Annotated in this window: 21 protein-coding genes; 15 read left to right on the top strand and 6 right to left on the bottom strand. The window is 68.3% G+C overall.

Annotated elements, in window-relative coordinates; genetic code table 11:
• Positions 1-3: 3 nt before the first annotated feature.
• The 12 genes from phnC (at position 4) to BQ7391_RS00245 (ending at position 10078) form a co-directional block, all read left to right on the top strand.
• Positions 4-861, top strand: a complete 858-nt coding sequence (phnC, locus tag BQ7391_RS00300; protein WP_083662010.1) for a phosphonate ABC transporter ATP-binding protein — start codon at positions 4-6, stop codon at positions 859-861.
• The gene (locus tag BQ7391_RS00295) at positions 858-1682 is read left to right on the top strand and encodes a PhnE/PtxC family ABC transporter permease (RefSeq protein ID WP_075278789.1); all 825 of its coding nucleotides are present in this window, start codon (positions 858-860) and stop codon (positions 1680-1682) included. The genes phnC and BQ7391_RS00295 overlap by 4 nt, the downstream gene beginning before the upstream one ends.
• Complete coding sequence (locus BQ7391_RS00290) at positions 1682-2560, top strand: PhnE/PtxC family ABC transporter permease (RefSeq protein ID WP_075278788.1); 879 nt, start codon at positions 1682-1684, stop codon at positions 2558-2560. Before BQ7391_RS00295 ends, BQ7391_RS00290 begins: the two co-directional genes overlap by 1 nt.
• A 127-nt stretch (positions 2561-2687) precedes the next feature.
• Complete coding sequence (phnG, locus tag BQ7391_RS00285) at positions 2688-3152, top strand: phosphonate C-P lyase system protein PhnG (RefSeq protein ID WP_200799548.1); 465 nt, start codon at positions 2688-2690, stop codon at positions 3150-3152.
• A complete protein-coding gene (gene phnH, locus BQ7391_RS00280; protein WP_075278787.1) occupies positions 3149-3823 on the top strand; it encodes a phosphonate C-P lyase system protein PhnH in 675 nt (224 codons plus the stop codon). Before phnG ends, phnH begins: the two co-directional genes overlap by 4 nt.
• Positions 3823-4956, top strand: a complete 1134-nt coding sequence (locus BQ7391_RS00275; RefSeq protein WP_075278786.1) for a carbon-phosphorus lyase complex subunit PhnI — start codon at positions 3823-3825, stop codon at positions 4954-4956. The genes phnH and BQ7391_RS00275 overlap by 1 nt, the downstream gene beginning before the upstream one ends.
• On the top strand, positions 4949-5812 hold the full coding sequence (locus tag BQ7391_RS00270) for an alpha-D-ribose 1-methylphosphonate 5-phosphate C-P-lyase PhnJ (RefSeq protein WP_075280803.1): 864 nt from the start codon (positions 4949-4951) through the stop codon (positions 5810-5812). The genes BQ7391_RS00275 and BQ7391_RS00270 overlap by 8 nt, the downstream gene beginning before the upstream one ends.
• A complete protein-coding gene (locus BQ7391_RS00265) occupies positions 5812-6699 on the top strand; it encodes an ATP-binding cassette domain-containing protein (protein ID WP_075278785.1) in 888 nt (295 codons plus the stop codon). Before BQ7391_RS00270 ends, BQ7391_RS00265 begins: the two co-directional genes overlap by 1 nt.
• Before the next feature lie 46 nt (positions 6700-6745).
• Positions 6746-8020, top strand: coding sequence for an alpha-D-ribose 1-methylphosphonate 5-triphosphate diphosphatase (locus BQ7391_RS00260; RefSeq protein WP_075278784.1), 1275 nt, complete (start codon positions 6746-6748; stop codon positions 8018-8020).
• Complete coding sequence (locus tag BQ7391_RS00255; RefSeq protein WP_075278783.1) at positions 8017-8718, top strand: phosphonate C-P lyase system protein PhnL; 702 nt, start codon at positions 8017-8019, stop codon at positions 8716-8718. The genes BQ7391_RS00260 and BQ7391_RS00255 overlap by 4 nt, the downstream gene beginning before the upstream one ends.
• A 20-nt stretch (positions 8719-8738) precedes the next feature.
• Entirely contained in the window at positions 8739-9176 is a 438-nt protein-coding gene (locus BQ7391_RS00250; RefSeq protein ID WP_159437333.1) for a GNAT family N-acetyltransferase, read from the top strand.
• A complete protein-coding gene (locus tag BQ7391_RS00245) occupies positions 9173-10078 on the top strand; it encodes a PHP domain-containing protein (RefSeq protein WP_129583873.1) in 906 nt (301 codons plus the stop codon). Before BQ7391_RS00250 ends, BQ7391_RS00245 begins: the two co-directional genes overlap by 4 nt.
• Positions 10079-10136: 58 nt before the next feature.
• On the opposite strand, the gene BQ7391_RS00240 is transcribed toward BQ7391_RS00245, so the two are convergent.
• The 6 genes from BQ7391_RS00240 to nrdD form a co-directional block, all read right to left on the bottom strand.
• Positions 10137-10478, bottom strand: a complete 342-nt coding sequence (locus BQ7391_RS00240) for a hypothetical protein (RefSeq protein ID WP_075278781.1) — start codon at positions 10476-10478, stop codon at positions 10137-10139.
• A gap of 361 nt (positions 10479-10839) precedes the next feature.
• Positions 10840-11538 (bottom strand): hypothetical protein, encoded by a 699-nt coding sequence (locus tag BQ7391_RS00230; RefSeq protein WP_075278780.1) that lies wholly within the window; start codon positions 11536-11538, stop codon positions 10840-10842.
• A gap of 144 nt (positions 11539-11682) precedes the next feature.
• The gene (locus tag BQ7391_RS00225) at positions 11683-12306 is read right to left on the bottom strand and encodes a GNAT family N-acetyltransferase (protein ID WP_075278779.1); all 624 of its coding nucleotides are present in this window, start codon (positions 12304-12306) and stop codon (positions 11683-11685) included.
• A gap of 58 nt (positions 12307-12364) precedes the next feature.
• Positions 12365-15091 (bottom strand): magnesium-translocating P-type ATPase, encoded by a 2727-nt coding sequence (gene mgtA / locus BQ7391_RS00220; RefSeq protein ID WP_083662009.1) that lies wholly within the window; start codon positions 15089-15091, stop codon positions 12365-12367.
• A 290-nt stretch (positions 15092-15381) separates the two neighbouring features.
• Positions 15382-15942: an anaerobic ribonucleoside-triphosphate reductase activating protein gene (nrdG, locus tag BQ7391_RS00215; RefSeq protein ID WP_075278778.1), complete on the bottom strand. Its 561-nt coding sequence runs from the start codon at positions 15940-15942 to the stop codon at positions 15382-15384.
• 383 nt (positions 15943-16325) lie between these two features.
• Positions 16326-18548 carry an anaerobic ribonucleoside-triphosphate reductase gene (gene nrdD / locus BQ7391_RS00210; RefSeq protein ID WP_075278777.1) on the bottom strand — a complete coding sequence of 741 codons (2223 nt, stop codon included), beginning with the start codon at positions 18546-18548 and terminating at the stop codon, positions 16326-16328.
• 388 nt (positions 18549-18936) lie between these two features.
• On the opposite strand from nrdD, the gene BQ7391_RS00205 reads away from it, so the two are divergent.
• The 3 genes from BQ7391_RS00205 (at position 18937) to BQ7391_RS00195 (ending at position 21597) form a co-directional block, all read left to right on the top strand.
• Positions 18937-20097, top strand: coding sequence for a pyridoxal phosphate-dependent aminotransferase (locus BQ7391_RS00205; RefSeq protein ID WP_075278776.1), 1161 nt, complete (start codon positions 18937-18939; stop codon positions 20095-20097).
• Between the two features lie 5 nt (positions 20098-20102).
• Positions 20103-20921 carry a Cof-type HAD-IIB family hydrolase gene (locus BQ7391_RS00200; protein ID WP_235858594.1) on the top strand — a complete coding sequence of 273 codons (819 nt, stop codon included), beginning with the start codon at positions 20103-20105 and terminating at the stop codon, positions 20919-20921.
• 97 nt (positions 20922-21018) lie between these two features.
• Entirely contained in the window at positions 21019-21597 is a 579-nt protein-coding gene (locus BQ7391_RS00195) for a nitroreductase family protein (RefSeq protein ID WP_159437332.1), read from the top strand.
• Positions 21598-21910 lie beyond the last annotated feature (313 nt).

The raw sequence follows: 21910 nt of genomic DNA, 5'->3' as shown, positions 1-21910 counted from the left end.
GTCATGGACACATCCACCCAGCTGCTTGTCGTGACCGGTCTCGGCAAGGCCTACCAGACGCGCAACGGAGACAAGGGGCAGCGCGCGCTCAGGGACGTTGACTTCACGGCGGAGCCCGGTGAGCTCATCACCGTCATCGGCCCCTCCGGCGCCGGCAAGTCCACCTTCCTGCGCTGCATCAACCGCCTCATCGAGCCCACCGACGGCACCGTCACCTTCTGCGGGCAGGACATCACGCATCTCTCGCGTGGGCAGCTTCGCCCGGTGCACCGACAGATCGCGATGATCTTCCAGAACTACAACCTGGTCTATCGTCTCACCGCCATCCAGAACGTCCTGCACGGACGCCTCGGCTACAAGAACGTCCTCGCGGGAAGTCTCGGCCTCTACACCGAGGAGGAGAAGATCCACGCGTTCGAGCTCCTCGACGAGGTGGGTCTCGGCGAGTTCGCCTACCGCCGCGCAGACCAGCTCTCCGGCGGCCAGAAACAGCGCGTGGGCATTGCGCGCGCCCTCATGCAGGAGCCCAAGATCATGCTCTGCGACGAGCCGATTGCCTCGCTTGATCCCAAGAGCTCCCGCATGGTCATGGAGCAGCTGCGTCGCCTCTCGCGTTCCCGCGGCATCACCTGCATCGTGAACCTCCACCAGGTGGACTTCGCCCTCGAGTTCTCCGACCGCATCGTCGGCCTGCGCGCGGGCGAGAAGGTCTTCGACGGCTCTCCGGCGGAGTGCACCCCCGACGTCATCCGCGGCATCTACGAGGGCGACGCCGAGGCCATGGTCGACGTGGCGGTTGGGGTCGAGAAGAACGGGCAGGTCGCGACCCCCGTCGCAGCCGCGATGGGAGAGGCGCGATGAGCGCGGGTGCCGCGGTCGTCGAGCGTCCCTCGGTCGACCTCGCGTGGTTCCGGCGCAAGCAGCTGCGCGCGCTCGCGGTCGTCGTCGCGGCGGTCCTGGTATTCCAGGGCTGCTCGATGATCTGCAACTTCAGCCTCGCCTACGCCATCACCTCGATCCCGGCCGCCTTCGTCTGGATGTTCCAGAACTTCATCCCCACGGCCGAGTCGTTCCAGTACTTCTCGATCATCATCGAGCAGACCGTCTCCACGGCGCTCGACAGCGTGGCCGCCACGGTGATCGCCGCGGTGGTGGGCATCGTGCTCGCCGTGCTCGGGTCCTCCTCGATCGGCGTCGAGTTCGCACCCGTGCGCGCCGTCATCCGCGCTGTGGCGAGCGTCTTTCGCAACATCCCGATGATCGCCTGGGCGCTGCTTCTGCTCCTCTCGTTCAAGCAGAACGAGTTCACCGGGTTTCTCGCCCTGTTCCTCACCACGTTCGGCCAGCTGACGCGCTTCTTCCTGGACACGTTCGACGAGATACCGGGCGGCCCGATCGAGGCCCTGCGCGCGACGGGCGCCTCCTACTGGCAGATCGTGTTCCAGGCAGGCATCCCGCTCGCGGTGGCCGACCTCATGAGCTGGATGCTCTACATGGTGGAGACCAACATCCGCTCGGCCACGCTCATCGGCCTGCTCACGGGAACGGGCATCGGCTTTGTCTTCAACCTGTACTACACGTCGTTCCGCTATGACACGGCTGGCCTCGTGATCATCGTGACGATTGTCTTCGTCCTCGTGATCGAGGCCGTCTCCAACAAGGCGAGGAGGTCGATGATCTGATGGAGAGCGTACGCCTCACCGAGGGCGCGGCGGCGACCGTCGAGCGCGACGTGCTCGGCAAGATCCGCCTCACCTCCTCCTCAAACCGCAACGTGTCCGTCCAGGTGACGCTCGTCGTGCTCGTGGCGCTCACTGTGGTGACGTTCCTGCGCATGGGCTACGGCACGGTCGACCTCGTCCAGGCCACGCGCCAGGCCCTTGCCGACTTCTGGGCCATGATGGCCCAGCCCGCCCTCGACCCGCCCTACGGTGCCGGCCACTTCACGTGGGAGACGGTGCTCGAGAGCGCCGTCATCACGCTCGCCATCACGGCCATCACCACGGTGATCTCGGGCATCGTGTCGTTCTTCCTGGCGCTTGCCGCCTCGGAGAACCTCTCGAGCCCCGCGGTCTCAAACGTGGTCAAGGGCGTCGTGGCGATCATCCGCTCCATCCCCACGATCCTCTGGGTCCTCGTCTTCACCGTGGCCATCGGCCTGGGCTCCGAGGCGGCGGTTCTCGGCATCTCGTTCCACTCGATCGCCTACCTCACCAAGAGCTACTCGGAGTCGTTCGAGGAGATCGACGCGGGCGTGATCGAGGCGCTGCGCGCCTCGGGCGCGAGCTTCTGGCAGGTGGTCTTCCAGGCGATCGTTCCGGCCACCATCACCAAGATCATCTCCTGGACATTCATCCGCCTGGAAATCAACTTCACCAACGCGGTGGCCGTGGGCGCCTTCGCCGGCGCGGGCGGAATCGGCTTTCAGCTCTACCAGGCGGGCAGCCGCTACTACAACCTCCACGAGGTGGGCGTGATCGTCTACGTATGCCTCGTCGCGGCCTTCGTGCTCGAGTTCGTCTCGGTGCGCCTGCGCCGCCGCTACATCCTCAACGATTAGCCAAAAAGGGGACGGGTTATTTCTTGCAGCCAAATTGGGACAGGTCTGTCCGCGAGCCCTCTCAACCAAGACCTGTCCCAAAACCACTGAAAGAAAAAACACGTCCCCAATTTGCAGAAAGGAACGCATGATTTCCAGACGGAGAAGGACCGAGGCGCTTGTGGAGAGCGACCCCTCCGTTGCTCACGACCTCGCCGCGCTCGTGGAGCGCGCGGTCGGAGTCCGCGAGGTCGCACCGCCCCGGCAGGGTCTCGTGATGTGCCAGGTCAGGGAGACGGCGAGAAATTCGCGCTTCTATCTCGGAGAGGCCCTCATGACCGAGTGCCGCGTCCGCATCGGCGACGCGGAGGGGCTCGGCGCCGTGCTTGGCGCCCGCCCCGAGCTTGCCCGCGACCTGGCCGTTATTGACGCCGCGCTCTCCGAGGGAGGCGTCGCTCCCGAGCTGGCGGGCGAGCTGGAGCGCTCGATTCTCGCCGCCGAGGGCAGGCTTGCCGAGGAGCGTCGCCGCGCTGCGGCACGCACGTGCGTCTCGCGCGTGAGCTTTGACGAGATGGGCGGGCAGGACATGAGCGTTCAGGCGGTGGTCAAATGACGCGCGATGACGTCTTCGAGCGCGACGCTCTCATCGACCGTCGTGCCTTCTACCTGCAGGCTGCCTTCCGCGCCCTGCTCGACGCAACGGCGCGTCCCGGCGAGGTGGCCGAGCTCCCACGCGCGGACGAGGCCTGTGCGGCGGATGCCGCGGAGGCGGGACTGCTCGCCCCCACCGTCGCGGTGGCCGACGTCCTTCTCGACGCGGCCACGTCCGTGGCCGTGGCAGGTCAAGACACCGAGGCTGCCCGCGTGATCTCTCGACGCACGCACGCTCTCGGCGCGCCCGTCGAGACGGCCCCCTATGTGCTGCTCCCGTGCTCCGTGCGCGGCGACGAGGCGTCCGCGGCAGTGGCCTCCCTCACGCCGGGCAACCTGCTCGACCCGCAGCTTGGCGCCACGTGCGTGGTGGAGTGCTCCGCGCTCGTGGGCGCGGGCCCGGACGGGAGTCGCGTGGGCTCCTCCAGCGGCGAGGCGGCCGCGAGCGCGTGGCGTCTCACGGGCCCCGGCATCAAGGACGCCGCGCTCGTCGAGTGCGACCGCGCCGACGTCCTTCTCGCCCGCATCGGGCGAGCTGACGAGTTCCCGTGCGGCATCGACCTCGTGCTCGTCGACCGTGCCGGGCACGTGGTCGCCATCCCGCGCACGACGCGGGTAGAGGGGGTGGCCTGATGGGATACGTTGCCGTGAGCGGCGGCGAGCAGGCGATCGCCGCCTCGCTCGACCTCTTGGAGGCGCGCCGGCTCGAGGGCGGCGCGCTGTCGTGCGCGCTCATTCGCGACGCGCTGCCCGAGCTCGTGGAGCAGGTGCAGTCCGAGGGGTCGCTCTGGGCTCCCGACGAGGCCGCCGTGGCCGTCAAGCAGGCCCGCGGCTCGGTCGAGGAGGCCGTCTTCCTCATGCGGGCGTGGCGCTCCACGCTCGAGCGGCTCTACGTCTCGCGCGTGATCGACACCTCGGAGATGCGCGTCGACCGCAGGATCTCCGCCGCGTTCAAGGACATCGCGGGCGGTCAGGTGCTCGGTGCCACGCGCGACTACTCGCATCGCCTCATTGACTTCGACCTCGTGGACGAGACCGCGGCCGACGTGCGCGAGCGCCTCCGCCAGATCAACGAGGACCTCGCCGACGAGGCGGACCACTCCCGCGCCGCCGACGACGCCGAGACGCTCGCGCGGATGCCGCGCGTCCTGGACCATCTCCGCTCGCTCGACATGGTGCGCTCCTGGCCGACGGATGATGCCGAGCCCGTGGACGTCACCAAGACGCCCCTCTCCTTCCCCGCGCCGAGAAGCGCGGTCCTCCAGGCGCTCTCCCGCGGCCTCACGCAGGCGGTCGTGGCCATCGGCTACGCCGCCATCCGCGGCTTTGGCCTCTCGCATCCCACGGTGGGCGAGCTCCGCCGCGGCGACCTCGCGGTGACCATCGATGCCCCGGGGGGCGCTGGCGAGAGGGACGATGCCTACTACCTGGGCTCCATTCCCGCCACCGAGGTGGAGAGCCTCATCGTCTGCGACGAGGTCGACGAGCGCGGCCAGCACCGCTCCGCGCTCGACGTGGGCTACGGCCTGGTGATGGGCGCAGACGAGTCCAAGGCCATCGCCATGAGCGTGCTCGACCACAGCCTGCGCGCGGATGACGTGCGCTTCCCCACCCAGGACCAGGAGTTCGTCCTCTACCACATCGACGGCGTGGAGGCCACCGGCTTCATCAGCCACCTCAAGCTGCCCCACTACGTCACCTTCCAGAGCAAGCTCGACTCGGCGATACGCTCCATGGCCGAGAAGGGAGGCGATGCCGATGCGTAGGAACTACAACTTCGCCTTCCTCGACGAGGGCTCCAAGCGGGAGATTCGCCGCGCCGCGCTCAAGGCCGTGGCCATTCCGGGCTACCAGGTGCCCTTTGCCAGTCGCGAGATGCCCATCGGACGCGGCTGGGGCACGGGCGGCCTGCAGCTCACGCTCTCCTGCATCGGCCCCGATGACGTGCTCAAGGTCATCGACCAGGGGTCGGACGCGAGCGTGAACGCCGTCTCCATCCGCAGGCTCGTGCGCGAGACCACGGGCGTGGAGACGACCACGCACACGGAGGGGGCGACGCTCATCCAGAGCCGCCACCGCATTCCCGAGCGCCCGCTCACGCGCGACCAGCTGCTCGTGCTGCAGGTCCCCACGCCTGAGCCGCTGCGTACCTACGAGCCGCGCGAGACCGTCACCAAGCGACTCCACGCCGAGGCCGAGTACACGGGCGCCTACCTCGAGCTCTTCGAGCAGGTCGTGCGCTACGGCACCACCACGACGGGCGCGGACCACCCGGTGATGGTGAACGGTCGCTACGTCATGGCGCCGAGCCCCATCCCGCGCTACGACAACTTCAAGCTCGACGACGCCGAGAACCTCACGCTGCTCGGCGCCGGCCGCGAGAAGAAGATCTACGCCGTGCCGCCGCACACCCGCGTAGAGTCGCTCGCCTTTGACGACCACCCCTTCGTGACCGAGGACTTCGAGGGGGCGCGCTGCTGCGTCTGCGGCGCCACGGGCGTCTATCTCACCCAGACCGTGGACCCTGCGACCGGCGAGCCTGCCTGGCAGTGCTCCGACACCGACTTCTGCGCCCAGCGCGTCGCCGCGCGCGCCGCGGACGAGAGGGGAGGCGAGGCCTGATGGCCGAGAAGGACCTGGGCCTTCTGCCCGCGACCATGCGCCACGAGTTCGTTGACGAGGCGCCGGTCCTGGCCGTGCGCCACCTGTCCCGCCGCTTTGGCCCGGGCTGCGCGCACTGCCTCGCGCCGGGGGCCGTGCTCGAGCGCAACATCTGCCCGGTCTGCGGGACCGTGCACGCCGTGCGCGACGTCTCGCTCGAGGTGCACCCCGGCGAGATCCTGGGCATCGTGGGCGAGTCGGGCTCCGGCAAGTCGACGCTCATGCAGTGCCTCTACTTCGACCAGGACCCGACTGAGGGCGACATGCGCGTCGCCCCCTACGACGACGGCGCCGCCAACTGCTTCGAGATCTCCCGCCAGCAGAAGCGCTTCATCCGCGACCGCATCTTCGGCATGGTCTACCAGAACCCCTACCTGGGCCTGCGCATGTCCTTCTCGGCGCTCTCCAACATCGCCGAGAAGCAGATCGCGGCCGGCTGCAGGAGCGTCGAGCGCATGGTCGCGCGAGGCGAGGAGCTGCTCGAGCGCGTGCGGATCCCGCTGCGACGCGCCCAGGACGCCCCGCGCGACTTCTCGGGCGGCATGCAGCAGCGCGTGCAGATCGCCAAGGCGCTCTCCAACGAGCCGCCGGTGCTCTTCCTTGACGAGGTCACCACGGGCCTCGACCTGTCCGTGCAGGCCCGCGTGCTCGACCTGATTCTCTCGCTCAGGCGCGACCTCGGCGTCTCGATGGTCGTGGTGAGCCATGACCTGGGCGTCATCCGCCTGCTCGCGGACCGCACGATCGTGATGCTCGACGGCCGCGTCATCGAGCACGGCCTCACCGACCAGATCATGCAGGACCCGCAGCACGCCTACACCCAGGAACTTGTCTACTCGCTGCTCTGACGTGGAAAGGGGACAGTCACTTTTCCACATACCGTTGGGAGGAACGTTGTACGTCATCAGAAACGGCATCATCGTGCAGCCCGACCGGCTGCTCTTCGGCTACGAGCTCGTGGTCGAGAAGGACCGCATAGCCGCCATCCAGCGGCAGGGCGCCCTCGACGCCGAGGCGGCGGGGTTCGGCGTGATTGACGCCCACGGGGGCTATGTGGCCCCCGGCCTCGTGGACATCCACTCGGACTACATCGAGACGGTCATCTCGCCGCGCCCGACCGTCCTCATGGACTTCCCCACGGCGCTCTTCGAGGCCGAGCGCGAGCTTCTCGCCCACGGCGTGACCACGATGTTCCACTCGCTCTCCGCCTACGGGCACGCCGAGATGGACCTCAAGCCCGTGAGGCGCTGGGAGAACACCGAGAAGATCATGGCGCTCGTCGCGGCCGCCAAGGCGACCGAGGGGAGAAACGCCCACCTCATCCGTCACCGCCTGCACCTGCGCCTCGAGATCGACAACGTCGACCTGGTGGGCGAGGTGGAGCGCCACCTGCGCGCCGGCGAGATCGACGAGCTGTCCTTCATGGACCACACCCCTGGTCAGGGGCAGTATCGCGACATAGAGGTCTGGAGGCGCTCGTTCACGCGCGAGGTCACGGACGAGGACGCCGCGCGCATGATCGAGCAGCAGCAGGGGTCTCCCAAGCTCGCATTCGAGCAGCTCTCCCGCCTTGCCGCGGTCGCGCGCGAGATGGGCGTGGCGCTGGCGAGCCACGATGACGACTCGGTGGAGAAGCTCGACCTCATGCGCGAGCTCGGCTGCACCATCTCGGAGTTCCCCATCTCTCAGGAGGTGGCCGCGGCCGCCTGCGAGCGCGGCATGTACACGGTGATGGGGACGCCCAACATCCTGCTGGGCAAGAGCCACTCGGGCAACCTCTCCGCGCGGGACGCGGTGCGCGCCGGCGTGGCCCGCTGCCTGTGCTCGGACTACTACCCGACGGCCATGCTCCAGAGCGCCTTCGTCCTGCACCACGACTTCAAGCTGCCGCTCGAGCAGGCCTTCGCCATGCTCACCATCAGCCCTGCCCGCGCCGTGGGGATCGACGGCGAGCTCGGCAGCCTCGAGGAGGGCAAGAAGGCGGACGTGCTGGTGGTGCGCGAGGTCGAGGAGGGCCAGCGATCCTATCCCGTGATCACGGCGACGCTCGTGGACGGCCGCGTGGTCTCCCGCATGTGGTATCCGGCGCTGCCGAGCATGTCGGCGCGCTTTGCCGTGGACGCGGCGACGCGCGCGGAGACGCTATCCGACGAGGGGGTGCGCGCATGAGCGCGATGCTCGAGATCAGGAACCTCTCCAAGGGGTTCACGCTGCACGCGGCCGACCGTCGCGTCCGAGGCTGCGAGGACGTCTCCCTCGTGGTCGAGCAGGGAGAGTTCGTGGGCATCACGGGCCGCTCCGGATCGGGCAAGTCGACGATCCTCAAGTGCCTCTACCGCACGAACCTCCCCGAGTCCGGGAGCATCCTCTACGACTCCGAGGCCTTCGGGATGGTCGACCTGGCCACGCTCGACGAGCGGCGCGTGATCTACCTGAGGAACTACGAGATCGGCTACGTCTCGCAGTTCCTCGACGTGGTGCCGCGCACCACGGCCCGCCAGATCGTCGCGGCGAGTGCCGCGGAGGCCTTCGCCGACGAGAGGGACGTCGAGTCCGAGACCACGCGCATGCTCGAGCACTTCGACTTCCCCCGGCCGCTCTGGGACCTCTATCCCAACACGTTCTCGGGCGGTGAGAAGCTCAGGCTCAACATCGCCCGCGCCATGGTGCGCCGCCCGCGGCTGCTCCTGCTCGACGAGCCGACGGCGAGCCTCGACAACGCGAGCAAGCTCAAGGTGCGCGACCTCATCGAGCAGCTCAAGGCCGGCGGCACCACGATGCTCGGCATCTTCCACGACCTCGAGTTCATGGAGGGCGTCTGCGACCGCGAGTACAACATGCAGGCCGGTGGGTTCGTATGCGCGTAGGCGAGAAGGACGGCGCCGTTGTGAGGCGGGCAACGGCCGAGGACGCGTCGGCGCTCTGCGCGCTCGTGAGCGACATGGAGGGCGCGGCGCTCGACCCGGAGGCCTTCTCCCGTCGCCTTGCGGCGCAGCTCGAGGACGGGCGCCACGCGTGCCTCGTCTGCGAAGAGGGCGATGAGGTCCTGGGGATGCTCAACCTGCGCATCGAGGACCAGCTGCACCATGCCCGTCCGGCGGCCGAGGTCATGGAGCTCGTCGTCGCGTCGGGACGCCGGGGCGAGGGGCTGGGGGCGCAGCTGTTCGAGGCCGCTCGCCGGCTTGCCGTCGAGCGCGATTGCGAGGTGCTTGAGGTGACCTCCAAGCTTCACCGCGCGGAGGCGCACCGGTTCTACGAGAGGATGGGCATGCGGCGGACGCACGTGCGTCTGAGCATGCCTCCGGACGAAGGGGGCCTTCGATGATGATGGCGGCGGCACGCGGCAGGTCGGCGCACCGTGACGTGGTGGGGTCGTATGACCTGCACGCGCACTCGACCTTCTCGGACGGGTCGAAGGGCGTGGCGGAGCTCGTGCGCGAGGCGTGGGAGGCCGGGCTCGCGGGCCTTGCAGTGACCGACCACGACAGCCTCTCGCAGCTCTCCGAGGTGCGAGAGGTCGCGCGGGCGTTCGGCCTGCCCGTCCTTGCCGGCGTCGAGGTCTCGGCGTGGAACCCGGGGACGGGACGCAAGGTGCACGTGCTGGGCTACGGGCTGGAGGCCACCGCGGACGGGTCGGGCCCGCTCGAGCGCATCGTCGCCGAGACGCTTGCCGCCCGGACCGCCAACTCGCTCTGGCAGGCGTGGGCGATCGCCCGCTCCGGCTGGCGCGAGCTCGACCTCGGCCGCGTCGCGCGCGTGGCGGGGAGAAGCACGGCCGTCTACAAGCAGCACGTCATGGAGGCGCTCTGCGGGCAGGCGTACACCGAACGCGACTATCAGGCCCTCTACCGCAGCCTCTTCAAGGGCGGCGGCGTCGCCGCGCGCGACATTGCGTACCCGGCGGCCACCGATGTCGTGCGCGCCATCCGGGAGCAGGGCGGCGTGGCGGTGCTCGCGCACCCCGGGCAGATGGACTCGTGGTCCGCCGTGGCCGAGCTCGTGGGCGAGGGGCTGCAGGGCATCGAGGCCTTCCATCCGGACCATGACGAGAAGGACGAGGAGCGTGCGCTCGGCGTGGCGGGGGAGTTCGGCCTCTTCGTCACCGGCGGCTCGGACTTCCACGGGCGCTACGGCGCGCCGGCGTGCCTGGGCGAGCGCTTCGTCACGCCCGAGGAGGCGGGCGAGCGTGTGGCCGAGCTCTTCTCCGCCGAGGCGGGGCTCCGGTAGCGTCCTTCTGAGGGGTCGCGGCGTGTGGGGATCGCCTCTGCGCGCCGCGACCCCGCGTCTACGCCTTCACGCGGTCCGTGTCATCGGGATCCTCGATCTTCTCGCCCACGCGCTCGAGCTCGCGGCGGACGGCGCTCTGCATGAACTCGGACTTGGTGATGCCGAGGCGCTTGATCGCTCGGTCCACCGCCGCGATGTGGGCGCCGGGGATGTCAAAGGTCCACATGGCACGGTCCTCCAGGTAGAGGCGCGGCGGCCCGTACTCGATGGGGCCGTCAAAGTGGATGGGGTTGCCGTCGTCATCGATCCACGAGCCGTCCTCAAAGGGTCGGGCCATGCGGTCAAAGTCCTTGCTCGTCAGCCCGGTCAGCTCGTAAATCTCCTCGTCCGTCAGCGACATGTCCTACTTCTCCCTCCAAAGTGCTCGCAGCTCTTTGGGCATCTTATCGCCCGGCGGCGTCATGGCGTGATAGACGAGCCAGGTTGAGGGTCCGATGCGCTGGGCGACCATCTCGAGGAGACGCCCCCTTCCGTCTTGCCCTATTGCGACTTGGCGAACCGTTCCGTCGTCAGTTCTAGGTCTGGAGAGAAAGGCGTTCTTCCAGGCGCTGCAAACATCCTCGGCCAGAATCTCGGGATGACGCTCGTGGACGCGGTCGTGTACCTCGACGTGCTCTACTGGCCATGCGCTCATCTCAGATTGTATCAATCTGAGATGAGTTGCCGTGTGCCGCTTTCCCCCTCTGCGCATCGTTGCCCCCCTACGCGATGGCCCCCGTCGCAAATGACTCGTCGACCTCCCTCTGGAAGCGCGGCGTGACGCGGTTCTCGTCGTCGGAGACGCCGGATGCGTAGAGGAGCAGGTCGTTGGCCGTGGAGACGAGCGGTCGCACGGCGAGCTCGGCGGCCTGGCGGGCGATGAGCGGAACCGCCCAGGGATGCGGCCTGGGCGAGAGGTGCAGCGTGATGCCGCTCGTCACGATGCCGCCCTTGAAGGGCACGAGCGTGAGGAGCATGAGCGAGGGGATGTGGTGGACGTGGGAGTCGGCCGGGTCCTGGGACGCTCCCACCACGAAGAGGCGGTCCTGGTTCATGTAGATGGCGCGGTCGGCGTCCGCGTCCACGACGGTGAACATGTCACGCAGCGCGTGTCGCCAGGGTCGCGCCACCTCGAGCTGTCGCTCGCTGAGGCCAAGGGGGTTCTCCCGCACGAAGTCGTCCACGAGCGCCCGGTGCTTCCAGAGCTCCTCGGAGACCCGACCGCCGTTCTCGTAGAGCATGCACGGGTCTCCGGGGCGCGCCCTGAGCCTCTTGGGGCTGATGACGTGCAGTCGGTTGTTGGCATAGACGAGAAGCGCGTTCATCGTGGAGTAGAAGAGCCTCGAGTCGTCCTCGTCCATGTGGGAGTAGGGGGCGCGTGCCTCGAGGAGGACGTCTCCTACGGTCTGCTGCCTGCGCATGGGAACCTCCTTCGATCGGGTGCGAAGGAGCCTACCAACTTTGGCGCGCGAGTTGTCTTCCCACCTGCTGACGCGTTGCTGCGGGGCGAGGTCGGAGGCCCCTTTCCGCCATCGGGGAGAGGAGGGAGTTCGTGGGCGGTTGCGCTAGCGCGGCGAGCGGGCGCAGTTTCTCAGCCTGTCGTCGATGAGGCGCCAGGCCTTGTCATTTTTGTCACAAAACGTCTCAGGGTCGGAGCCAAAGTTTGGGGGCATAGGGCCTCGGTAGGGAACAAACCCGAGCTTGCGATACATTCCGCAGGCGACCCAGCTCTCCGTCTGCGTGGTGAGGTAGAGGGGCGGCTCGCCCGCGGGGACGAGCTCGTCGTAGAGGGCGATCGTCCGGAGCATCAGCGCGCGGGCGAGGCCGCGGCGCTGATGGGCGGGGTCCACCCCGACCCAGTGCACGCGCAGGCGCGGCTTGCCGAAGTGGTCGCCGCGCCAGAGAGAGCTCGTCCCGGCAAGGACGCCGTTCGCATCGACCGCGAGGACCATCTGACGCTCGAGGGCGGCGGGATCCGACTCGTAGGTGCGCCCGAAGTACGCGACCCCCTCCTCGTACGAGGGCAGCTGGCCGAGAAGGACGTGCAGCCGCACCCACGGCTCGCGGAAGCGCGGCTCCCAGGGGGCAAAGCGATAGCCCTCGGGCAGCGTGACGTCAGCTATGGGCTCGTGGGGGCCGAGCGTCATCATCACGGGGATGTGGGGCATGCTCGTGTCGAGAACGGTCATGTGGTCTCCTCTCGACCACCCATCATACGACGGGAACCTATGGGAATACGACGGGCACCTACAGGAGCGTCCCACCGCGCCGGACGAAGAGCCGGCGGGCGAGAAGGAGCGCGGCCGCGTAGAGCGCGACGACCACCCCGAGCAGGACGAAGTACGTCGGGGGCAGCGGGGCGAGGTCGAGCGCGGCCCCGAGCGGGGTGAACGGCAGCGCCGTGACGAGCGCGACCCCGACGGCTCCGAGCGCGGTGAGCCGCGTCGCCGCGCGGCTCTCCACGAACGGCGCGCGCTGCGTGCGGACGAGGTGGACGGCAAGCGTCTGCGTCCACATGCTCTCGACGAGCCAGCCGGCCTGGAACGTTGCCACGAAGAGGGCCCTGCCCGCCCCGTCGAGCTCCGCCCACGGGGCGCCGGTGACGCCGGGGCACACCACGAAGAAGAGGGCCGCGAAGGTGATGAGGTCGAAGAGGGAGCTCACGGGGCCCATCGCGACCATGAAGCGCCGCACGGAGACCTCGTCCCAGCGTCGCGGCGCGCGAACCAGCTCGTCGTCCACCCCGTCCCAGGGCAGCGCCGTGCAGGTGACGTCGTAGACGAGGTTGAGCAGGAGCAGCTGCACCGCGCTCATGGGGAGGAAGGGCAGCAGCGTGGCGGCGGCGAGCACGGAGAAGATGTTGCCGAAGTTGGAGCTCACGGTCATCTTCACGTACTTCGTCATGTTGGCGAGCGTGCGCCGCCCGCAGACGATTCCGCGCTCGAGGACCATGAGGTCCTTCTCCAGGAGGATGAGGTCCGCGGCCTCGCGCGCCACGTCCACGGCGGAGTCCACCGAGATCCCGCAGTCGGACGCCCCCATGGCGGCCGCGTCGTTCACGCCGTCCCCCATGAAGCCCACGACGTGGCCGTCACCCCTGAGCGCCGCCACCACGCGCGCCTTCTGGGAGGGGGAGAGCTTGGCAAAGACCGAGGCCTGACGCGCGCGGCGGGAAAGCTCGGCGTCATCGAGGCCCTCGAGCTCCGCGCCCTCGATGACCGAGTCGGCGGGGATGCCGATGGAGCGGCACACGTGGGCGGCGACGCGCGCGGAGTCCCCGGTGAGCACCTTGGTCTCGACGCCGTGCGCCCTGAGCGCCTCCACCGCGTCGGCCGCGCCCGCCTTGGGCGGGTCGAGAAACGCGAGGCACCCCACGAGCGTCATATCGCGCTCGTCGGCGGTCGTGAGCCGCTCGACCCCGGCGGGCTCGCGGCGCAGCGCCACCCCGAGCACGCGCATGCCCCGCTCGGCGAGCTCGGTCGCCCGTTCCGCGACGCCCGCGGCGATCTCGCGCGTGAGCGGGACCTCCTCGCCGTCGACCTCGGCATGCGAGCAGATGCTGAGCATCTCCTCCAGCGCCCCCTTGCAGATCATGAGCGTCGAGCCCGACCCGTCGCCCACCACGACGCTGAGCCTCCTGCGCTCGAAGTCAAAGGGCAGCTCATCGACGAGGTCGTAGCGGTCACAGAGCTCCTCGACGGTCGGGTCGACCTCGAGCGCACGGCGCAGGATGGCCGAGTCCACGAGGTTCTTCATTCCGGTCCCGAAGAAGCTGTTCACGAACGCCGCGCGCAGCACCTCCGCGTCCTCGCGGCCGAGCACGTCGAGGTGGAGCTCGAGGGCAACGCGGTCCTCGGTGAGCGTCCCGGTCTTGTCGCAGCAGAGCACGTCGATCGCGCCGAGGTCAGAGATGGCGTCGAGCCGCTTCACGATGACCCTGTCGCGCGACAGGTCGACCGCGCCCTTGCCCAGGCAGCACGTCACGATCACGGGGAGCATCTCCGGCGTGAGGCCCACGGCGACGGAGAGCGAGAAGAGCAGGGCGTCGAGCCAGTTGCCCTTGGTGAGGCCCGACACGAGCACGACCGTCGGGACCATGACGAGCATGAGGGCCACGAGCAGGCGGCTCGTCCGGGCGACCCCCTCTTCGGACGCCGTCGCGCGGCACCCCCCGCCCGAGGGGAGTCCGGAGGCGGTCTCGCCGAGGAGCGTGGCCGCGCCCGTGGCGACCACGACCCCCACGGCGCTGCCCGAGATTACGCTGCTGCCCATGAACACGAGGTCGTCGAGGTCGGTCACGGCAGCACCCTCGGGCGCGGCGGCGCCGAGCTCGCGGCGCTTCTCGACGCTCTCGGACTCCCCCGTGAGCGCGGACTGGCTCACGAAGAGGTCACGCGAGGAGATGAGCCGTAGGTCGGCCGGGACGAGGTCTCCGGAGGAGAGGTGGACGACGTCGCCCACCACGACCTCGTTGACCGGCACCTCGACGCGGCCCACGTCGACACGGCGGACGTCGCAGGTGGTCTCGACCATCTTGGAGAGCGCCGCGGCCGCGTTGTCGCTGCGCTCCCCCTGGACGAAGCGGAGCGCCCCGGAGACGAGCACCATCACCGCGATGATCGCGGGCGTGGTGAGGTCGCGGGCGCCGGGGCGGGCGAAGACCCAGTCCGTGAGCACGGAGACTGCGGCGATGAGCACGAGGATGCCCACGAAGGGGTCCGCGAACGCGGCGAGCGCCCGTCGCGCGAGCGAGGGCCGCTCCGCGCGCGCGAGGCGGTTCTCGCCCCAGAAGGCGCGCATGGATGTGACCTCTTCCTCAGAGAGGCCTTCCTCGTGGGCCCCCAGCTCGTCGAGGAGCTGGGACGGCGAGATCTCGGCCGCGTGCCGCAGCCAGTCGACCCCCGCCGGGGACACGGTCGCGGCGGGGCGAGAGGGGCGCGCGAGGGCGCGCGCGAGGAGGGTGGCCAGCAGCATGGCTCACCTCGCAATCCCGGGACATGAGACGGGCCGCGCTCCGGCGGCCCGAGGGAGTGCTCTGTGAGCGTGCGCTATGCGCGGCGGCGCCCGTCGTCCCGACCGGCAGGCGTCTCTCCCATGGGCTGTTGCGTCGTACGTCTATGGCCGCAACTGTCACACATGGAAACCACCTCCCTCGGGTCGGGGCGCGTGCCCGCTCTGCTGCGGCCAGTATGCCGCATGCCGGTCGCCCGGGCAACCGGCTTCACAGCCCGGGCACATCCCCCATGCCCATGCCGACCGCGCCGCTACTCCATCGCGTGCGTCGAGAAGACCGGGTCATCGTGCCACCACACGACCTCGCCCCTAGGCGCCTCGAGCGTGGCAGGCACGTCGATGAGCCGCTGGTTGGACGAGCCGCGGAAGCGGAGCGTAATGTCGTGCTTATCCTGTACGAAGGGCCCGTCCACGAGCACGTCGAGCGTGTCGAGCAGGCGGTCGGTCACCTCGCCCAGGTTCCACGCGCCGCCCGGCGCCAGCTGCTCCCAGGTGTGGCCAGAGAAGAGCCAGATGCTCTTGGTGTCACCGAAGCGCTCGCGCACCGCCTCGAGAAAGCCTACGAGCCCGACCTGGTTCTCCGGCTCCATGGGCTCGCCGCCGAGGATGGTGAGGCCGTCAATATAGGGCGTGTCAAGCGAGCTCATGATCTTCTCGGCGACCTCGTCGGTGAACGGCTCGCCGGCGTCGAAGTCCCACGCCTCCTCGTTGAAGCAGTTGGGGCAGTGCAGGCGGCAGCCCGAGACGAAGAGCGTTGTTCGCACCCCCACGCCGTTGGCGATGTCACAGTACTTGATGTTGGCGTAGTTCATTCTCGCTCCCATTGACGAGGACGTTGACAAAGGGCCGCCCGGCCGGCGCCCGTCGCGCCATCCTCTGGTTGATGAGGCCGTGGAGATAGACCGTATCACTCTCTCGGCCGTATCGGTAGACGAGGTCGAGCAGGTTGATTGCGCGCGCGAACATCCGACTCAAGCCGGTCTGCGCTTGAGGCGCGCCGACAGGCAGGCCTGCTCTCGGTGAGCCGCTCAATCACCGAGAAGAACCGTGAGGGCCGCAGATGAGGCACGCCCGCGTGCCGCACAGAAAGACTCGCGGCGGACCCTGGGAAAAGGTCCGCCGCGAGTTCTGCAGCCGCGCGTAGCGCGGCGAAGCTGTCTGAGCGCCGGACCTTTTCCCAGGGTCCGCGGAAGTCCTACAGGTGCAGCACGCGGTCCTTGATCTCCTCGGTGCGGCCCTGGTTCCAGAACTGGGTGCCGATGTAGCCGCACGTCCTTCTCGCCACGTTCATCTTGGACTGGTCGCGGTTGTGGCAGTGCGGGCACTCCCAGACGAGCTTGCCGTCGTCCTCCACGATCTGGATCTCGCCGTCGTAGCCGCACACCTGGCAGTAGTCGCTCTTGGTGTTGAGCTCGGCGTACATGATGTGGTCGTAGATGTACTGCATGACGGAGATGACGGCCTCGAGGTTGTCCTGCATGTCTGGGACCTCCACGTAGGAGATGGCGCCGCCGGGGGAGAGGCGCTGGAACTCGGACTCAAAGCGGAGCTTCGTGAAGGCGTCGATCGGCTCGGTCACGTGGACGTGGTAGCTGTTGGTGATGTAGCCCTTGTCCGTGATGCCGGGGACGATGCCAAAGCGGCGCTGCAGGCACTTGGCGAACTTGTACGTGGTGGACTCGATCGGCGTGCCGTAGAGCGAGTAGTCGATGTTCTCGGCGGCCTTCCACTCGGCGCACTTGTCGTTCATGTGCTGCATGACGGCGAGCGCGAACGGCGTGGCCTCGCGGTCCGTGTGGCTGTGGCCGGTCATGGCCTTGACGCACTCGTAGAGGCCGGCGTAGCCGAGGCTGATCGTGGAGTAGCCGCCATAGAGGAGCTTGTCGATCGTCTCGCCCTTCTTGAGGCGCGCGAGGGCGCCGTACTGCCAGAGGATCGGCGCGGCGTCAGAGGTGGTGCCGAGCAGGCGCTCGTGACGGCAGCGCAGGCCGCGGTGGCAGAGCTCCAGGCGCTCGTCGAAGATCCTCCAGAACTCGTCCATGTTGCCCTTGGCCGAGAGCGCCACGTCCACGAGGTTGATCGTCACGACGCCCTGGTTGAAGCGGCCGTAGTACTTGGGCTTGCCCGGCTCGTAGTTGCCGGCGTTGGCCACGTTGTCGTAGCCGTTGCCCGAGCGGTCCGGCGTGAGGAAGGAGCGGCAGCCCATGCAGGTGTAGCAGTCGCCGTTGCCCTCGGTCTCGCCCGCCGACAGCTTGTACTCCTTCATCTTCTTCTCGGAGATGTAGTCCGGCACCATGCGCTTGGCCGTGCACTTGGCCGCCAGCTTGGTGAGGTAGAAGTACGGGGTGCCCTCGCGGACGTTGTCCTCCTCGAGCACGTAGATGAGCTTGGGGAAGGCGGGGGTGATCCAGACGCCCTCCTCGTTCTTGACGCCCTGGTAGCGCTGGCGCAGCATCTCCTCGATGCACATGGCGAGGTCGGCCTTCTCGCGCTCGTTCTTGGCCTCGTTGAGGTACATGAAGACCGTGATGAACGGCGCCTGGCCGTTGGTGGTCATGAGGGTGACCACCTGGTACTGGATGGTCTGCACGCCGCGCGAGATCTCCTCGCGGACGCGGCCCTCGACGATCTCGGAGATCTTCTCCTCGCCTGGGTCAATGCCGATGGCGGCCATCTCGGCCTCCACCTGGCGGCGGATCTTCTGGCGCGAGACGTCGACGAACGGCGCGAGGTGCGTGAGCGAGATGGACTGACCTCCGTACTGGCAGGAGGCCACCTGGGCGATGATCTGCGTGGCGATGTTGCAGGCGGTGGAGAAGCTGTGCGGGCGCTCGATGAGCGTGCCGGAGATCACGGTGCCGTTCTGCAGCATGTCCTCGAGGTTCACGAGGTCGCAGTTGTGCATGTGCTGCGCGAAGTAGTCCGAGTCGTGGAAGTGGATGATGCCCTCGTTGTGCGCCTCGACGATTTCTGCAGGAAGCAGCTCGCGCATGGTGAGGTCCTTGGAGACCTCACCGGCCATGTAGTCGCGCTGCACGGAGACGACCGTGGGGTTCTTGTTGGAGTTCTCCTGCTTGACCTCCTCGTTGTTGCACTCGATGAGGGCAAGGATCTTGTCGTCGGTCGTGTTCTTGTGGCGCTTCTGGCTCTGCACGTAGCGGTAGATGATGTACTTGCGGGCCACCTCGAAGTGGTGCAGGCCCATGAGCTGGTCCTCGACGAGGTCCTGGACCTCCTCGACGGTCACGGTGTGGCCGGCCTCCATGCACTCGTCGGTGACGTTGAGGGAGGCGAACTTGACCTCGCGCTCGGTGAGGCGCTCCTCCGCGGGGACCTCGCTGTTGGCGGCGCGGATGGCGTTCTCGATCTTGGAGATGTCGAAGGTGACCTCCGAGCCGTTGCGCTTGATGATCTTCATGGCCGTCCCTCTCGCTTTCCCTGTGGGCGCGCCCAGCTCGGCGCGTATGTCCTCGTAGTTGTGCACGGACTACTATGGCACAACTGGTGGTGGTGTGGCATTAACAAAAACACAAGATATTGTTGATAACCGGTCGAAATGCTGTAGATAAGCCATATCCGTGCAGGTAGGAAAAACGCGTCGGGAAAAAGCATTGGCTCAAATTGACATTGATGTTTCTGTGAGAAGGACGGCGAGCGGCGGGGGCCGTCCAAGGAGTACAGTTTTCTGACGGAGGCGACCGGGTCGTTTGTCAGGTTCTGGGAGCAGGTGCTCGCTCGCGACGCCCGAAGGTGACCTGGCAGATGACCCGGCCGCCCCTGTCAGGACGGCACGAGAGGGGGGCCACATGAATTTCTCCAGGCGACTTGACCTGTTCGGCGACGAGGTGTTCGCGGCGCTCAACGCGCGGCGGCGCGCGCTCGAGGCGGAGGGGCGGCGCGTGTACGACCTCTCCGTGGGCACGCCCGACTTCGAGCCGCCGGCGCACGTGGTCGAGGCGCTGCGCGAGAGCGCGGCGGACCCCGCCAACTGGAAGTACTCGCTGCACGACAAGGACGAGCTTCTGGCCGCCGTCTGCTCCTACTACGAGGGCCGCTTCGGCGTGGCGGGCGTGACGCCAGACATGGTCATGAGCTGCCGCGGCACGCAGGAGGGCCTGGGATACGTCTGCGCCGCGCTCGCCGACCCGGGCGAGGTGGGCCTCGTTCCCGACCCGTGCTATCCCGTCTTCCAGAACGCCACGCTGCTCGCCGGCGCGCGCCCCGCCTACTATCCGCTCACCGCGGAGCACGACTTCCTGCCGTGCCTCTCGGAGATACCGGCTGAGGTCGCCGACGCCGCCAAGTACCTGATCCTCTCGCTTCCCGCCAATCCCGTGGGCTCGGTGGGCACGCCCGAGGTCTACGAGGAGGCAATCTCCTTCGCTCGCGAGCACGACCTCATCGTGATCCACGACAACGCATACTCCGACATCGTCTTCGACGGAGAGCCGGGCGGCTCCTTCCTCGCGTATCCCGGCGCGGCCGAGGTGGGCGTGGAGTTCCTCTCGCTCTCCAAGTCCTTCAACGTGACGGGCGCGCGCCTGTCCTTCCTCGTGGGCCGCCCCGATGTGGTGGCTGCCGCGCGCAAGCTTCGCGGACAGGTGGACTTTGGCATGTTCTACCCCGAGCAGGACGCCGCGATCGCGGCGCTCACGGGCCCGCGCGACTCCGTCGAGCGCCAGCGCCTGCTCTACCAGGAGCGTCGCGACGCCCTCTGCGACGGCCTCGAGGCGATCGGCTGGGAGCGCCCCAACGCCCATGGCTCGATGTTCGTGTGGGCGCGCATCCCGGGCGGGCGGACCGACTCGATGTCCTTCGCGCTCGAGCTCATGGAGCGCTCCGGCGTGATCGTGACGCCGGGCGCGAGCTTTGGCCCCTCGGGCGAGGGCTATGTCCGCATGGCTCTCGTGATGCCGCCCGACGAGCTCCGCGAGGCCGTGGCCGCCATCGCCGCGGCGGGGATGTGATGCGCGTGGGCAAGAAGGGCCCCTGCCCCGCGCCCGGGGCCTGGGTTGCGCCGGCCCCGATCCGCGCCGCCTTCTTCGACGTTGACGGCACGATGCTCAGCCTCTCGCAGGATGCCGAGCCCGCCTCCACGCGCGAGGCGATCCGACGGCTCTCGGAGGCCGGCGTCATGCCGATCCTGGCCACGGGGCGCACGCACTACCTGCTCGACAAGGTCGACCTCACTGACTTCAGGGCGTTCGTGACCTTCAACGGGCAGCTCGTCGAGGTGGGCGGGCGCACGGTGCACTCCAACCCGCTCGACCCGCGCGACGTGGAGACGGCGGTGCGCCAGACGCAGGCCGGCCTCTACAACTGCCTCTTCATGGAGCGCGACCGCATGTACGCGCACGCCGAGGACGACCGCCTGAGGGAGATGACCGAGCTCACGCACAACCACTACGAGGCGGGGGACGTCGAGCAGGCGCTCAGGAACGACGTCTACCAGCTGAACCTCTTCGTTGACCCCGGCGAGGAGCGCGTTCTTCTCGACCGCGCGCGTCACTGCAAGGCGACGCGCTGGTCTGACGTCTTCGCCGACATCATGCCGGACGCCGGCGGCAAGGATGCGGGCGTGCGGATCGTGATGGAGGAGCTGGGGCTTGCGCCCGAGGAGTGCGTGGCCTTTGGCGACGGGGGCAACGACGTGGACATGTTCCGCGTCGTGGGGACGTCCGTGGCCATGGGCAACGGCAACCCTGAGGCCCGCGCCGCGGCCACCTACGTGACCGATCACGTCGACGACGACGGCATCTGGAACGCCTGCGTGCGCCTGGGCCTCATCTGAGGAGGGGCGCGTTCTGCAAATTGGGGACAGTCCCCAATTCACATAAATGTTTTCTGCAAATTGGGGACTGTCCCCAATTTGCAGAGGGGAGGGTGCGATGAACGGGATGGAGCTCAGGGATCTCGTGGCGGCGTCGCGGACCTATCGACGCTTCAGCGACCGCCGGGTGGGTCAGACGGTGCTCGAGGGGCTCGTCGACGCGGCGCGCCTCGCCCCGTGCGGCAACAACGCGCAGGCCCTGCGCTTCCGCGTGGTCGGGGAGCGCGACGCCTGCGAGGCCGTGTTCGGCCACCTGCGCTGGGCGGCGCTCTACCGGGACTGGGACGGGCCCTCCCCGGAGGAGCGCCCGCACGGATACGTGGTAGTCTGCCTGCCCGCCCAGCTCGCGGACAACCCCGTCCGCCTCATCGACGTCGGCATCGCCGCCCAGACGATGGCGCTCGCCGCCTGTGCGCGGGGCCTTGGCTGCTGCATGATCCGCAGCTTCGACGTGGGCCTCGCCGAGGAGCTCTCCCTGCCGGACGGCCTCGTGCCCGCCCTCGTGCTCGCGGTGGGCGGCCGCGGCGAGCACGTCTCGCTCGAGGGGCCCGACACCGAGCACGGCCTCTCCTACTGGCGCGAGCCCGACGGCACCCACTGCGTGCCCAAGCTGCGGCTGGAGGACCTGCTTGTCTAGGGGCTGTGCCGAATTGGTCGCACAGCCCGACAAAAAACGGCGAGATGTGGCCAAAGATGTCGGGCTGTGCGGCAAGGGTCCCGCTACCTGCCTCCGTCCAGGCGCTCCTGGATGATGGGCCAGAGCGCGATGGGCCCCAGCACGAGCAGGGTGGCGAGCGTGGCGAGAAGGACGTAGAGCTGCTGGACCATCATGGACCCCTTTCCCCGGCTTGTTGGGACCATTGTCCGACGCCGGCCGACAGGGCGCCATCGCGCAAGGTTGCTCGCGTCTTACGCTTTCGCAAGGTTGGGGCGGGGGCTGATGAGGGGGC

Source organism: Thermophilibacter provencensis, assembly GCF_900128445.1.
Lineage (GTDB): Bacteria > Actinomycetota > Coriobacteriia > Coriobacteriales > Atopobiaceae > Thermophilibacter > Thermophilibacter provencensis.
This window is presented reverse-complemented; position numbering and strand designations above follow the sequence as displayed.

What these genes read in the sequence shown, in the direction of transcription:
- phnC (WP_083662010.1), top strand. Translation starts at nt 4, where the DNA reads ATGGACACATCCACCCAGCTGCTTGTCGTGACCGGTCTCGGCAAGGCC.
- BQ7391_RS00295 (WP_075278789.1), top strand. Translation starts at nt 858, where the DNA reads ATGAGCGCGGGTGCCGCGGTCGTCGAGCGTCCCTCGGTCGACCTCGCG.
- BQ7391_RS00290 (WP_075278788.1), top strand. Translation starts at nt 1,682, where the DNA reads ATGGAGAGCGTACGCCTCACCGAGGGCGCGGCGGCGACCGTCGAGCGC.
- phnG (WP_200799548.1), top strand. Translation starts at nt 2,688, where the DNA reads ATGATTTCCAGACGGAGAAGGACCGAGGCGCTTGTGGAGAGCGACCCC.
- phnH (WP_075278787.1), top strand. Translation starts at nt 3,149, where the DNA reads ATGACGCGCGATGACGTCTTCGAGCGCGACGCTCTCATCGACCGTCGT.
- BQ7391_RS00275 (WP_075278786.1), top strand. Translation starts at nt 3,823, where the DNA reads ATGGGATACGTTGCCGTGAGCGGCGGCGAGCAGGCGATCGCCGCCTCG.
- BQ7391_RS00270 (WP_075280803.1), top strand. Translation starts at nt 4,949, where the DNA reads ATGCGTAGGAACTACAACTTCGCCTTCCTCGACGAGGGCTCCAAGCGG.
- BQ7391_RS00265 (WP_075278785.1), top strand. Translation starts at nt 5,812, where the DNA reads ATGGCCGAGAAGGACCTGGGCCTTCTGCCCGCGACCATGCGCCACGAG.
- BQ7391_RS00255 (WP_075278783.1), top strand. Translation starts at nt 8,017, where the DNA reads ATGAGCGCGATGCTCGAGATCAGGAACCTCTCCAAGGGGTTCACGCTG.
- BQ7391_RS00245 (WP_129583873.1), top strand. Translation starts at nt 9,173, where the DNA reads ATGATGATGGCGGCGGCACGCGGCAGGTCGGCGCACCGTGACGTGGTG.
- BQ7391_RS00240 (WP_075278781.1), bottom strand. Translation starts at nt 10,478, where the DNA reads ATGTCGCTGACGGACGAGGAGATTTACGAGCTGACCGGGCTGACGAGC.
- BQ7391_RS00230 (WP_075278780.1), bottom strand. Translation starts at nt 11,538, where the DNA reads ATGCGCAGGCAGCAGACCGTAGGAGACGTCCTCCTCGAGGCACGCGCC.
- BQ7391_RS00225 (WP_075278779.1), bottom strand. Translation starts at nt 12,306, where the DNA reads ATGACCGTTCTCGACACGAGCATGCCCCACATCCCCGTGATGATGACG.
- mgtA (WP_083662009.1), bottom strand. Translation starts at nt 15,091, where the DNA reads ATGCTGCTGGCCACCCTCCTCGCGCGCGCCCTCGCGCGCCCCTCTCGC.
- nrdG (WP_075278778.1), bottom strand. Translation starts at nt 15,942, where the DNA reads ATGAACTACGCCAACATCAAGTACTGTGACATCGCCAACGGCGTGGGG.
- nrdD (WP_075278777.1), bottom strand. Translation starts at nt 18,548, where the DNA reads ATGAAGATCATCAAGCGCAACGGCTCGGAGGTCACCTTCGACATCTCC.
- BQ7391_RS00205 (WP_075278776.1), top strand. Translation starts at nt 18,937, where the DNA reads ATGAATTTCTCCAGGCGACTTGACCTGTTCGGCGACGAGGTGTTCGCG.
- BQ7391_RS00195 (WP_159437332.1), top strand. Translation starts at nt 21,019, where the DNA reads ATGAACGGGATGGAGCTCAGGGATCTCGTGGCGGCGTCGCGGACCTAT.